General features: G+C 58.2%; 8 protein-coding genes. 5 read left to right on the top strand and 3 right to left on the bottom strand.

Going from position 1 to position 13,265, the window contains the following annotated elements:
* Nucleotides 1-20: 20 nt before the first annotated feature.
* A complete protein-coding gene (gene glpD / locus GNG29_RS21340) occupies nucleotides 21-1,529 on the bottom strand; it encodes a glycerol-3-phosphate dehydrogenase (protein ID WP_103177331.1) in 1,509 nt (502 codons plus the stop codon).
* A gap of 205 nt (nucleotides 1,530-1,734) precedes the next feature.
* On the opposite strand from glpD, the gene glpE reads away from it, so the two are divergent.
* From glpE to GNG29_RS21325, 3 genes are read left to right on the top strand one after another with little or no spacing between them, the layout of a single operon-like run.
* Nucleotides 1,735-2,064, top strand: coding sequence for a thiosulfate sulfurtransferase GlpE (glpE, locus tag GNG29_RS21335; RefSeq protein WP_103177330.1), 330 nt, complete (start codon nucleotides 1,735-1,737; stop codon nucleotides 2,062-2,064).
* 44 nt (nucleotides 2,065-2,108) lie between these two features.
* Nucleotides 2,109-2,939: a rhomboid family intramembrane serine protease GlpG gene (gene glpG / locus GNG29_RS21330; protein WP_103177329.1), complete on the top strand. Its 831-nt coding sequence runs from the start codon at nucleotides 2,109-2,111 to the stop codon at nucleotides 2,937-2,939.
* A gap of 18 nt (nucleotides 2,940-2,957) precedes the next feature.
* On the top strand, nucleotides 2,958-3,716 hold the full coding sequence (locus GNG29_RS21325; protein WP_103177328.1) for a DeoR/GlpR family transcriptional regulator: 759 nt from the start codon (nucleotides 2,958-2,960) through the stop codon (nucleotides 3,714-3,716).
* A 131-nt stretch (nucleotides 3,717-3,847) separates the two neighbouring features.
* On the opposite strand, the gene malT is transcribed toward GNG29_RS21325, so the two are convergent.
* Entirely contained in the window at nucleotides 3,848-6,553 is a 2,706-nt protein-coding gene (gene malT / locus GNG29_RS21320) for an HTH-type transcriptional regulator MalT (protein WP_103177327.1), read from the bottom strand.
* Between the two features lie 584 nt (nucleotides 6,554-7,137).
* Between malT and malP the strand changes: the two genes are divergently transcribed.
* Entirely contained in the window at nucleotides 7,138-9,531 is a 2,394-nt protein-coding gene (malP, locus tag GNG29_RS21315) for a maltodextrin phosphorylase (RefSeq protein ID WP_156655309.1), read from the top strand.
* Between the two features lie 9 nt (nucleotides 9,532-9,540).
* The gene (gene malQ, locus GNG29_RS21310) at nucleotides 9,541-11,625 is read left to right on the top strand and encodes a 4-alpha-glucanotransferase (protein ID WP_103177325.1); all 2,085 of its coding nucleotides are present in this window, start codon (nucleotides 9,541-9,543) and stop codon (nucleotides 11,623-11,625) included.
* A gap of 126 nt (nucleotides 11,626-11,751) precedes the next feature.
* Here the strand turns inward: malQ and gntT are convergent, their stop codons facing one another.
* On the bottom strand, nucleotides 11,752-13,068 hold the full coding sequence (gene gntT / locus GNG29_RS21305) for a gluconate transporter (RefSeq protein WP_103177324.1): 1,317 nt from the start codon (nucleotides 13,066-13,068) through the stop codon (nucleotides 11,752-11,754).
* Nucleotides 13,069-13,265: the final 197 nt, after the last annotated feature.

The raw sequence follows: 13,265 nt of genomic DNA, 5'->3' as shown, positions 1-13,265 counted from the left end.
TTAGCGCCACCGGGCATTTTTTATGATGCTAACGACAGCTCACGCTTTCCCATACGCTGCGCCAGCCACAGCGCCACGCGCGACTGTTGTTCCGCATTAAGCCACATCCCCTCTTTGGTGCGACGCCAGAGCGCATCGTCCGCGCGGCGTACCCACTCGTGGTCGGCTAAGTAGCGCAGTTCCGCCTCGTAAAACTCATGGCCAAAATGTTCGCCCAGATCGGTCAGATCCTTCGCCCCGTTCAGGATCAGCTCGCTATTGCTGCCGTAGGTGCGGGCAAAGTGGCGGGCCATGGATTCGCTGATAAACGGATAGCGACGGCGCAGTTTTGCCGCATAGTCATCGCGGTTGCCGCCGATATCACCGCCGGGCAGCACCGCGCCTTTGGTCCATGCCGGGCCGATACCCTGGTAGAAGGGGGCCAGTTTTTCCATCGCATGTTCCGCCAGCTTACGGTAGGTGGTGAGCTTGCCGCCAAACACCGACAGCAGCGGCGCTTTGCCGTGATCGTCGTGAATATCGAGCGTGTAGTCGCGAGTAATAGCCTGCGGTGAATCGGATTCGTCGTCGCACAGCGGACGTACGCCAGAGTAACTCCAGACCACATCCTCGCGCGCCAGCGTCTTTTTAAAGTGCGCGTTATAGACCTCCAGCAGATAGCTGACTTCGCTCTCGTCGATCTCAACGTTCTTCGGATCGCCTTTGTACTCCACGTCGGTGGTACCGATGATGGAGAACTCATCCATCCACGGGATGACAAACACGATGCGCTTGTCTTCGTTTTGCAGAATATAGGCCTGCTTCTGGGTATGGACGCGCGGCACTACAATGTGACTGCCTTTGATCAGGCGGATGCCATACGGCGACGGCAGCTGCATCCCCTGGTCAAAGAACTGCTTCACCCAGGGGCCGGTTGCGTTCACCAGCCCGCGTGCCTGCCAGCTGAAGCGCTCGCCGGTATCGATATCTTCCGCTTCGACGATCCACAGCCCTTTTTCCCGGCGCGCCGAGACCGCGCGGGTGCGGGTTTTCACCTCGCCGCCTTTACGTTCAACCATTTGCGCGTTGGCCAGTACCAGGCGGGCATCGTCCACCCAGCAGTCGGAATATTCGAATCCGCGCACAATCTCAGGCTTCAGCACCGAGTCTGCGCCAAAACGCACACCGGCAGAGGCGGGCAGGCTGGTGCGTTTGCCCAGGTGATCGTACATAAACAGACCAATGCGGATCATCCATGCCGGGCGCAGATGCGGGCGGTGCGGCAGACGAAAACGCATCGGCGTGGCGATATGGGGAGCCATTTTCAGCAGCACTTCACGTTCCGCCAGGGCTTCACTCACCAGGCGGAACTCGTAGTGTTCCAGGTAACGCAGGCCACCGTGGATCAGTTTGGAGCTGGCGGAGGAGGTGGCACAGGCGAGATCCTGCGCTTCCAGCATCAGGACAGATAACCCGCGCCCGGCCGCATCAGCCGCAATGCCTGCACCGTTGATACCGCCACCTATTACAATCAGATCTTTAGTTTCCATTGTACCCTCAGCACTTTCGTTAAAGCTCAAAAATGTTCGATATCGCTCATATTAGCAAAGGAAATGGATTTTAGTAACATCAAAAAAACATTTTTGAGTGATAGAGCTAACATAATGGCGTTTACCCGCCGCCACGACGTACACTAACCGTTAAAATAGTGCGGTCCCAGGCCGCACGGCACGTGAACAGACAACAGAGAGCACCATGGAACAATTTGAATGTATTAACGTAGAAGAAGCCCATCAGAAGATGCACCAGGGCACCGCAGTGCTGGTGGATATTCGCGATCCGCAAAGTTTTGCGATGGGCCACACCCCGGGCGCATTCCATCTGACCAATGCCTCGCTCGCCGAGTTTATGCGTGACAACGATTTCGACACCCCGGTGATGGTGATGTGCTATCACGGCAACAGCAGTAAGGGGGCGGCGCAATATCTGCTGCAACAGGGCTATGACTCGGTTTACAGCGTGGACGGCGGCTTCGATGCCTGGCACCGTCATTTCCCGGCAGAAGTCGAGCACGCGGGCATTTAGGGTATATACTGTCCCCTTTTGTGTGGAATAAGCGACTGCCGCCGATGCTACTGATCACCTCTTTTAACAACCCGCGCGTCGCCCAGGCGTTTGTCGACTACATGGCGACGCAGGGTGTCATTCTTACCATTCAACAACATACGCAAACCGACGTCTGGCTGGCGGATGAGAGCCAGGCTGCCCGGGTTGAGGCAGAGCTGGCGCGTTTTCTGGAAAATCCCGGCGATGCGCGCTATCTGGCGGCGAGCTGGCAGTCCGGCCATACCGGTAGCGGCCTGCGTTATCAGCGCTTTCCTTTCCTTGCGACCGTGCGCGAACGCGCGGGGCCGTTTACCCTGGGGTTAATGGCGGCCTGCATTCTGGTCTTCATTATGATGAGCGTGGTGGGCGATCAGCAGATCATGCTGCTGCTGGCCTGGCCCTATGACGCCTCGTTAGAGTTCGAATTCTGGCGCTACTTCACCCACGCGCTGATGCACTTCTCGTTCCTGCATATTCTCTTTAACCTGCTGTGGTGGTGGTATCTCGGCGGGGCGGTGGAGAAACGGCTCGGCAGCGGCAAGCTCATCGTGCTCACCCTCATCAGCGCGCTGCTTAGCGGCTTTATTCAGCATAAATTCAGCGGCCCGTGGTTTGGCGGGCTTTCCGGCGTGGTCTACGCGCTGATGGGCTATGTCTGGCTGCGCGGCGAGCGCGATCCAGAGAGCGGTATCTACCTGCAGCGCGGGTTAATGACTTTCGCGTTAATCTGGATTATTGCCGGATGGTTTGATCTGTTTGGTATGGCGATTGCCAACGGTGCTCACGTTGCCGGGCTGGCGGTCGGGCTGGCGATGGCGTTTGCCGATACGCTCAATGCGCGAAAACGAACATAAATCTGGCAGGGAACTCCGATGAAACAAACACAACGTCATGATGCCATTATTGACCTGGTGAAAAAGCAGGGATACGTCAGTACCGAAGAGCTGGTGGAGCAGTTTGCCGTCAGCCCGCAGACCATCCGCCGCGACCTCAACGACCTGGCCGATCAGAACCGTATCCTGCGCCACCACGGCGGCGCGGCGCTGCCCTCCAGTTCGGTCAACACCCCCTGGCATGACCGCAAGGCGACGCAGACCTCGGAAAAGGAGCGTATCGCCCGTAAGGTCGCCAGTCAGATCCCCAACGGCGCGACGCTGTTTATCGACATCGGCACCACGCCGGAGGCGGTGGCGCATGCCCTGCTCGGCCATGAAAACCTGCGTATCGTGACCAACAACCTCAACGTCGCCACCACCCTGATGCAGAAAGAGGACTTTCGCATCATTCTGGCGGGCGGCGAGCTGCGCAGCCGTGACGGCGGCATTATTGGCGAGGCGACCCTCGACTTCATCTCCCAGTTCCGCCTCGACTTTGGCATTCTCGGCATCAGCGGTATCGATACGGACGGCTCGCTGCTGGAGTTTGACTACCACGAAGTGCGCACCAAACGGGCGATCATTGAGAACTCGCGCCATGTCATGCTGGTGGTGGATCACTCCAAGTTTGGCCGTAACGCGATGGTGAATATGGGCAGCATAAGTATGGTGAATGCGGTCTATACGGATGTGATGCCGCCGGAAGGGGTGTTAAAAGTGATTCGCGATCATAAGTTGCAGTTAGAACTGTGCTGAGTTTGTGCCGGGTGGCGGCTTCGCCTTACCCGGCCTACAAAACCGTAGGCCCGTGCAAGCGTAGCGTCGCCGGGCAATAAATGGCAACAAAACCGTAGACCCGCGCAAGCGCAGCGCCGCCGGGCAATGCCCTACACGCCGTACCCCATCATCTTCAACAGCTGCTGCGCATGCTGCACCGCATCCTGACGGTGGGCGACGCCCAGCTTCTGATACAGGTTACGGATATGCGTTTTAATGGTGGTGGCCGCCACCGCCAGCTCACCGGCAATCTGCTCGTTGCTGTAGCCTGAGTAAATCAGCCCCAGAACCTGCCACTCGCGCTGGGTCAGCGGACTGGTGCGGATCAGCTCCGGCACTTCCGGGTGATTCAGCAGACGCTCCACAAAGGTCTCGTCGAAGTGGGCAAACTTGTGGCGATGATGCTGGTTAATCTCACGCAGAATGCGCTGGGCACGGTGCTGATCCAGCTCCGGCAGCGTGTTGAGCTGAATCAACTGGCGCAGCTGCTGCGCCATAGTCTCGCCTTCAATCACAAAGTGGCTGATAAAGCCGGTGCGGTTCGCCAGCTGCAACGCTTCCAGCAGCACGCGTTGGGCGTCATTCTTACGGCCTGACTGCCAGTAAAGCTGGTTTTGCAGCAGCAGGTTGCGGTTGAGATCGCTCATCAGACGCAGGCTGCGGGCATTTTCGTTCAGCTCTTCCAGCACCATCTCGGCCGGTTCAAATTCGCCTAACAGGATCTGCGCCCGGGCAATGTTGCGCCACTGGCTCTGCAGGAAGTGGTTATTGGCGAACGCCGGCTTCGGCGTCTGGCGCAGCCAGTTGGCCGCCGATTTCTTGTCGCCGGTCATCTGCCAGTAGATCACCCGCACCTTATCGGCGTTCGATACCCAGTCGCTGTGGTACTGACCGTTGCCGAGCAGGTTTTCCAGGCGGTTGAGATGGTTCCGGGCGTTGTCGAGATCGCCGCGCGCCAGGGAGCACTGCACCAGCAGGCCCAGACACTGCAACTGCTGCTGCGGCTGATAGGTGGAGAGCACATTGACCCCAAGACGGGCGGTGCTTTCGGCTTCGTCCAGACGTGCCCACGCCCACAGAAGCTGGGCGCGAATGCGCAGCAGGAACTCGTGCATTGGCAGCTGTTCCAGATGCTGATCGCGGATCAGGTTGAATGCTTTTTCCTGCGTCTCCCAGGCGGCCTGCAGGAAGCCCTGGGCAAACAAAATTTCGCTCTGCTGGATCAGGCTCCACAGCGCGTAGTGCCAGACATCGTGACGGCGCGCCATCTGTTCGGTCTGCTGCATCAGCGACAGGGAGCGGGTGAGATCGCCTTTACAGTGCAGCACTTCCCCATGCACCGAGGTGGCAACGATACGGCTGTAGAAGTTCGCCAGGGGCAGCTCTTCCAGCGCGACCATCGACAGGCGCTGGGCCTCTTCCTGGTCGCCGTCATTGATCGCCACCTGCGCGCGCAGGGCGTTAAACTCGCCGTGCAGGGCGGCATCCATCTCGCCCTTCATCTCCTGCTCGGCGCGGGCCAGCAGGGTGTTTACTTCGCTGTAGCGATGCTGGCTTTGCATCAGCCAGGCCTGGAGCAGCACCAGGCGTGGATTTTCCAGCAGGCTCTCCCACGGCAGGGCGCGCAGCGACTCTTCCAGCAGGGCCAGCTCGCTGTGATTAAACAGGCTCCAGGCGTGGTTGAGCAGGATATCGCGCAGCATATGGGCATCGCCCGCTGCCAGCGCGTGATGAATCGCCTCGCTCGGGAACCCCTGCGCCATCCAGCTTTCTGCCGCGGCGCGGTGGATTTCCGGCAGTTCGGTCGCCAGCTCCCACTGACAGCGCTGGCGCAGGAAGCTGCCAAACAGCGGATGGTAGCTGAACCATTCGCCGGAGTCGTCCATACGCTGCAGGAACAACCCCTGACGCTCAATCTCTTCCAGGCGCATCTGGCCGTTGTCTTCGCCGGTGACGCGCACAATCAGGGCATCGTTCATCGAGCGCAGCAGGGAGCTTTTCAGCAGGAACTGACGGGTGGTTTGATCGACGCTGTTGAGCACTTCATCCACCAGGTAATCGGAGAGGTGGCTGGCATTGATCCCCGACAGACGACGGGCGGACTGCTGCGTCGGGCTATTGTTATGCCGCGCCGACAGCGCAATAAGCTGCAGGGCGGTCGCCCAGCCTGCTACGTCGTCGCACAGGCGGCTGCTTTCCGCCACCTCGATAGGGGATTTCAGGCGGCAGTCAAAGAACTGCTTCGCCTCCTGATGGGTAAAGGAGAGCTGCTGGCTGCCGATTTCCAGCAGCTGATCGCGCACGCGCAGGTTAGCAATGCCCAGCTGCGGCAGGTTGCGCGACAGTACCACCAGGGTCAGGTTTTCCGGCTGATGGCGCAGGAAGAAGCGCATCGACTCATGGATCACCGGGTTGGTGATCAGATGATAATCGTCAATGACCAGATAGAGCGGGCGATGCCATTCGGCCAGCTCGATAAACAGTTGGGAAAACAGTGAGGAGAGGCTGGCGTACTGCCGCTTTTGCACCATGCTTTCGCTGGTTACGCAGTGTCCGTTGGTCGCCTGCTGAATGGCGGCGATCAGATAACTGGCGAAGCGCTCCTGCTGGTTATCGCCCTCATCAAGGGAGTACCAGCCAAGATCGGTCTTGCCGGATGCCCACTGCGAAATGAGCGTGGTTTTGCCGTACCCGGCAGGGCTCGTTACCAGCGCCAGTCGAAAATTGTTCGCGCCGGAAAGTTTCGCCAGCAAGCGTTCGCGGACCACAGTATGGTCAAGACGAACCGGGCGACTTAATTTGGACGGAATCAACATAGTTTTCACTTCACTGTGTGGAAATCGAGATTTTTGATTTTTTTTGCGCTTCGTAATTAATGCATATAAGGTCGGTCAGAAACCTCTTTATTGCAAGTTATGTCCGGGTTTTATATCCCTTAATTTGCACTCGGTCACAAAAATATATGCTGGGGTGCGGGAACTTTTCCGATGGGCCTCGAAAGCGCATGGATACTGGTTTGGCGAGCATGCGGAAGGTTAAGCATAAAAAGGAATATAGAATCGTAAAGGCTGTGAAAAGTTAATAAAGTCTCGGGATGGTTACCCTGGTAAAATAACCCTCTGCGATACAGTAAAATCCTACAGTTATTATTTCAGGTAAGTAATTATTACTGCGCTCATATATTTCTTCTGAAAACCTGTTTCATTTTTTGACACTCTTCCCGGTAATCTCGTCTGCAATGCCCCACACTCTGGCTGTGGAAAGTGGCCGCGATCACACTTTATCGCTCATCCCCGCTACTCCTCCCCGCCTAATCCCCGGCAGGAGGAGGAAGAGCCATAAGTAGCCAGGCACACTAGCGCCAACGTTTTATTTTCTCTCTACAGGATGCAGATTCCCTATGTCACAGCCTACTTTCAACAAAGCTCAATTCCAGGCTGCCCTGACGCGTCAGTGGCAGCGTTTTGGTTTACATGCCGCTGAAGAGATGACCTCCCGCCAGTGGTGGCAGGCCGTCAGTGGAGCGCTCGCCGAGTTACTGAGCGCCCAACCCGCAGTAGAACCGGCGAAAGATCAGCGCCACGTTAACTACATCTCAATGGAATTCCTGATTGGCCGTCTGACCGGCAACAATCTGCTTAACCTGGGCTGGTATCAGGAGGTGAGCGATGTGCTGAACGCGCACAACGTTAACATGACCGACCTGCTGGAAGAGGAGATCGACCCGGCGCTCGGCAACGGCGGCCTGGGGCGTCTGGCGGCCTGCTTCCTGGACTCCATGGCGACGGTAGGCCAGTCGGCGATCGGCTATGGTTTGAACTATCAGTACGGCCTGTTCCGTCAGTCCTTTGCCGACGGCCAGCAGATGGAAGCCCCGGATGACTGGCATCGTGGCAGCTACCCGTGGTTCCGCCACAACGAAGCGCTGGATGTACAGGTGGGTATTGGCGGTAAAGTGACCAAAGCGGGCCAGTGGGAGCCGGGCTTCACCATCACCGGCCAGGCCTGGGATCTGCCGGTGCTGGGTTACCGTAACGGCGTGGCGCAGCCGCTGCGTCTGTGGCAGGCGACCCATGCCCATCCGTTCAACCTGACCAAATTCAACGACGGCGATTTCCTGCGTGCCGAGCAGCAGGGGATCGACGCCGACAAGCTGACCAAGGTTCTCTACCCGAACGACAACCATCTGGCGGGCAAAAAGCTGCGCCTGATGCAGCAGTACTTCCAGTGCGCCTGCTCCGTGGCCGACATTCTCCGTCGCCACCACCAGGCGGGCCGCAAACTGGCGGAGCTGGCGGATTACGAAGTGATCCAGCTGAACGACACCCACCCAACCATCGCCATTCCGGAACTGCTGCGTGTGCTGATCGACGAGCATCAGCTGAGCTGGGACGACGCCTGGGCGATCACCAGCAAGACCTTCGCCTACACCAACCACACCCTGATGCCAGAGGCGCTGGAGTGCTGGGACGAGAAGCTGATTAAAACCCTGCTGCCTCGCCATATGCAGATCATCACCGAGATCAACAACCGCTTCAAAAAGCGGGTCGAGAAAACCTGGCCGGGCGATAAAGCGGTATGGGCGAAGCTGGCAGTGGTGTTCGACAAACAGGTGCGCATGGCTAACCTCTGCGTGGTGAGCGGTTTTGCGGTAAACGGCGTGGCTGCGCTGCACTCCGACCTGGTGGTGAAAGATCTGTTCCCGGAATATCACCAGCTGTGGCCGAACAAGTTCCACAACGTGACCAACGGCATCACCCCGCGTCGCTGGATCAAGCAGTGCAACCCGGCACTCTCCGCGCTGCTGGATTCTTCGCTGGATAAAGAGTGGGCCAACGATCTCGATCAGCTGATCAACCTGGAGAAATATGCCGACGATGCGGCATTCCGCGAGTCTTACCGCACCATCAAGCAGGACAACAAAGTGCGCCTGGCGGCGTACGTCAAAGCCCGTACCGGGATTGAGATCAACCCGAACGCGCTGTTTGATATTCAGATTAAACGTCTGCACGAGTACAAGCGTCAGCACCTGAACCTGCTGCACATTCTGGCGCTGTACAAAGAGATCCGCGAGAACCCGCAGGCCGATCGCGTGCCGCGCGTGTTCCTGTTTGGCGCGAAAGCGGCGCCGGGCTACTACCTGGCAAAAAACATCATCTTCGCTATCAATAAAGTGGCCGACGCGGTGAACAACGATCCGAAAGTGGGCGACAAGCTGAAAGTGGTCTTCCTGCCGGATTACTGCGTCTCGGCGGCCGAGCTGTTAATCCCGGCAGCGGACGTTTCTGAGCAGATTTCTACTGCCGGTAAAGAGGCCTCCGGCACCGGCAACATGAAGCTGGCCCTGAACGGCGCGCTGACGGTGGGTACTCTGGACGGGGCGAACGTTGAGATTGCCGAGCAGGTGGGCGACGAGAACATCTTTATCTTCGGCCATACTGTGGAAGAGGTGAAAGCCATTAAAGCCAAAGGTTACGACCCGGTGAAATGGCGTAAAAAAGACAAACTGCTGGATGCGGTACTGAAAGAGCTGGAGAGCGGCAAATACAGCGATGGCGACAAGCATGCGTTCGACCAGATGCTGCACAGCATCGGCAAAGAGGGCGGCGACCCGTACCTGCTGATGGCGGACTTTGCCGGCTACGTTGAGGCGCAGAAACAGGTCGATGTTCTGTACCGCGACCAGGAAGCCTGGACCCGGGCGTGCATTCTGAACACCGCGCGCTGTGGCATGTTCAGCTCTGACCGTTCAATCCGCGACTACCAGGCCCGCATCTGGCAGGCAAAACGCTAAGGAAGCGCGATGGAAAGTAAACGTCTCGATAATGCCGCACTGGCGGCGGGCATCAGCCCCAGCTACATCAATGCTCATGGTAAACCGCAGTCTATTGGTGCTGAAACCAAGAGGCGTTTGCTGGATGCCATGCATAAAGCCAAACCCGTCGCGAAAGCGGCGGTCACCCCCGTCCCGAACGTGATGGTCTACACCGCCGGGAAAAAGATGCCGCTGACGATCGAAGGCAGCGGCGACTTTAGCTGGCTGCTGACCACCGAAGAGGGACATCAGCACAAGGGCCACGCCACGGGCGGCAAAAACCTCAACCTTCCGGCAAAACTGCCGGAGGGCTACCACACGCTGACGCTCACCCAGGACGGCCAGCGCTGGCACTGCCGGGTGATTGTTGCGCCAAAACGCTGCTACGAGCCGCAGGCGCTGAAAGAGGGCAAAAAGCTGTGGGGCGCCTGTGTGCAGCTCTACACGCTGCGCTCGGAGGCTAACTGGGGGATCGGCGATTTTGGCGATCTGAAAAAGATGCTGGCGGATGTCGGCAAGCGCGGCGGGGCCTTTATCGGCCTTAACCCGATCCATGCGCTCTATCCGGCCAACCCGGAGAGCGCCAGCCCGTACAGCCCGTCGTCCCGTCGCTGGCTGAACGTGATTTATATCGACGTGAACGCCGTGGAGGATTTTCGCAACAGCGACGAGGCGCAGGCGTGGTGGAAGATGGAGACTACCCGGCAGACGCTGCAACGCGCCCGCGATGCCGAGTGGGTCGATTATGCCTCCGTCACCGCGCTGAAGATGGCCGCGCTGCGTATGGCGTGGAAAGGCTTTGCGCAGCGTGACGACGACCAGATGGCGGCCTTCCGGGCGTTTGTTGCCCGCGAAGGGGAGAGCCTCTACTGGCAGGCGGCGTTCGACGCCCTGCATGCGCATCAGGTGCAAGAGGATGAAATGCGCTGGGGCTGGCCGGTCTGGCCTGAGCAGTATCAGTCCGTCGAGTCCCCGGCGGTGAAAGCGTTTTGCGACGAACATGCCGACGAGGTCGATTTTTACCTCTGGCTGCAGTGGCTCGCCTACAGCCAGTTCGCAGCCTGCTGGCAGGAGAGCCAGGGTTACGACATGCCGATTGGTCTCTACCGTGACCTGGCGGTTGGCGTGGCTGAAGGCGGGGCGGAAACCTGGTGCGATCGCGAGCTCTACTGCCTGAAAGCCTCGGTCGGCGCGCCACCGGATATTCTGGGCCCGCTCGGTCAGAACTGGGGTCTGCCGCCGATGGACCCGCACGTGATTGCGGCTCGCGCCTATGAGCCCTTTATCGAACTATTGCGCGCCAACATGCAGAACTGCGGTGCGCTGCGTATCGACCATGTGATGTCGGTGTTGCGTCTGTGGTGGATCCCCTACGGCGAAACCGCCGACCACGGCGCCTACGTTCACTATCCGGTGGACGATCTGCTCTCTATCCTTGCGCTGGAGAGTAAGCGCCATAACTGTATGGTGATCGGCGAAGATCTCGGTACCGTACCGGTAGAAATTGTCAGCAAGCTGCGTGACAGCGGCGTGTACTCCTACAAGGTGCTCTATTTTGAAAACGACCTTGAAAAGAACTTCCGCGCGCCGGAGGCGTATCCAGAACAATCAATGGCAGTCGCGACGACGCATGACCTTCCTACGCTTCGTGGCTGGTGGGACAGCGGCGACCTTACCCTGGGCAAGACGCTGGGTCTCTACCCTGACGAAGTGATGCTCCACGGGCTCTATCAGGATCGTGAGCTGTCGAAGCAGGGGCTGCTGGATGCGTTGCATGAGCACGGCTGCCTGCCAAAACGCACCGGGCATAAGGCGTCGTTGATGTCGATGACCGCCACGCTCAACCGCGGTTTGCAGCGCTACATTGCCGACAGCAACAGTGCGCTGCTGGGATTGCAGCCGGAAGACTGGCTGGGTATGGCGGAGCCGGTTAACATCCCGGGCACCAGCTACCAGTACAAGAACTGGCGTCGCAAGCTCTCCACCTCCCTTGAGGCGATGTTTGCCGATGACGGCGTAAACAAGCTGATTAAGGATTTGGATAAGCGGCGAAAAGCGGCTGCGAAGAAGTGATAAAAAAACCCGCCGGATGGCGGGTTTTTTATTGCCCGGTGACGCGTAGCGATCCGGGCCTACGGAATGTGCATGTTCTGTTTATGTAGGCCGGGAAAGGCGCAGCCGCCACCCGGCACTATCACATCACACCACCATACCCAGCAGCAGACACCCAATCAGGCCGCAGACGGAGATGATGGTCTCCAGCATCGACCAGGACTTGATGGTCTCACCGATGGTCAGGTTGAAGTACTCCTTGAACAGCCAGAAGCCCGGATCGTTGACGTGAGAGAAGATCACGCTACCGGAACCCACCGCGATAACCATCAGCTCAGGGCTGACACCCGTCGTCGCAATCAGTGGCGCCACGATACCGCCCGCAGTGATAGCGGCCACGGTGGCAGAACCCAGCGCGATACGCAGAACCGCCGCGATAGACCAGGCCATCAGGATAGGAGAGATGTTGGTTTCATGCATCATGGAGGCGATGTACTTGTCCACGCCGCTATCCACCAGAACCTGTTTGAACGCACCGCCACCACCGATGATCAGCAGCATCATGGCGATGATTTTGATCGAGGAGCCCAGGGTGTCGTTAATCTGATCCATGGAGCGGCCACGGTTCAGACCAAAGGTGAAGAGCGCAATCAGAACCGCGATCAGCGTCGCCATTACCGGGTCGCCCAGGAACTCCGCCACGCCCAGAACCGGATGGCCTTTCGGCAGCACCATTTCACAGACGGCGCGCAGGGCCATCAGCACAACCGGTACCAGAGAGGTCCAGACGCTGACGGCAAAGCTTGGCATTTCGGCTTCAGTAAAGGTTTTGGCGTTATACAACCCTTCCGGGATCGGCTTGTCGATTCCTTTCAGGCAGCGGGCAAATACCGGGCCTGCCAGGATAACGGTCGGGATCGCAAGGATAGTACCGAACAGCAGGGTTTTACCCATGTCCGCATGGAAGATGGTGGCGATAGCGGTCGGGCCCGGGTGCGGCGGCAAGAAGCCGTGGGTCACTGACAGTGCAGCAGCCATCGGCACACCGACATAGAGCAGCGGGATGCTGGCAGAAGCGGCGATGGTGAACACCAGCGGCAGCATCAGCACGAAGCCCACTTCGTAGAACAGCGCGAAACCAACGGTGAAGCCGGTTAAAACCACCGCCCACTGAATGTTGTTTTTGCCGAATTTAGCAATCAGCGTGGTTGCGATGCGCTGTGCGCCACCGCAGTCAGCCAGCATTTTACCGAGCATGGCACCGAAGCCCATGATCAGCGCGAGGCTACCGAGCGTACCGCCCACGCCAGCTTTAATGGAGCTGATAACTTTTACCAGCGGCATACCCTGCATCAGGCCGACAGCAAGTGCCACCAGAACAAGGGCGATAAAACCGTTCATTTTGAAACGGATCATCAAGAGCAGTAACAGGATTACACCGATAGCGACAATGACTAATGGCATGATTATCTGGCCTTAAAAATTGTTATGGGTAACGTCATTATTTCAACGACATACTAATGTTGCCCCAACTGGGAACGGCTAACTGATGGCACACAGAGAGGCTGCCTTCTAAATCTTTAGTTTAGTCGGTCGGCGTAAAGCTGTTTTAGTGCCCGTGAGAATGATACGGGTAACATGTGCGGCTTGAGAATGACCCC

It is taken from the genome of Leclercia sp. Colony189, assembly GCF_009740165.1.
In the GTDB taxonomy this organism is placed as follows: domain Bacteria; phylum Pseudomonadota; class Gammaproteobacteria; order Enterobacterales; family Enterobacteriaceae; genus Enterobacter.
The sequence above is the reverse complement of the archived record's forward strand: the minus strand, read 5'-3'. Positions and strand labels throughout refer to the sequence as shown.

Excerpts from the sequence above, each read along its gene's own strand:
- glpD (WP_103177331.1), bottom strand. The coding sequence starts at position 1,529 with ATGGAAACTAAAGATCTGATTGTAATAGGTGGCGGTATCAACGGTGCA.
- glpE (WP_103177330.1), top strand. The coding sequence starts at position 1,735 with ATGGAACAATTTGAATGTATTAACGTAGAAGAAGCCCATCAGAAGATG.
- glpG (WP_103177329.1), top strand. The coding sequence starts at position 2,109 with ATGCTACTGATCACCTCTTTTAACAACCCGCGCGTCGCCCAGGCGTTT.
- GNG29_RS21325 (WP_103177328.1), top strand. The coding sequence starts at position 2,958 with ATGAAACAAACACAACGTCATGATGCCATTATTGACCTGGTGAAAAAG.
- malT (WP_103177327.1), bottom strand. The coding sequence starts at position 6,553 with ATGTTGATTCCGTCCAAATTAAGTCGCCCGGTTCGTCTTGACCATACT.
- malP (WP_156655309.1), top strand. The coding sequence starts at position 7,138 with ATGTCACAGCCTACTTTCAACAAAGCTCAATTCCAGGCTGCCCTGACG.
- malQ (WP_103177325.1), top strand. The coding sequence starts at position 9,541 with ATGGAAAGTAAACGTCTCGATAATGCCGCACTGGCGGCGGGCATCAGC.
- gntT (WP_103177324.1), bottom strand. The coding sequence starts at position 13,068 with ATGCCATTAGTCATTGTCGCTATCGGTGTAATCCTGTTACTGCTCTTG.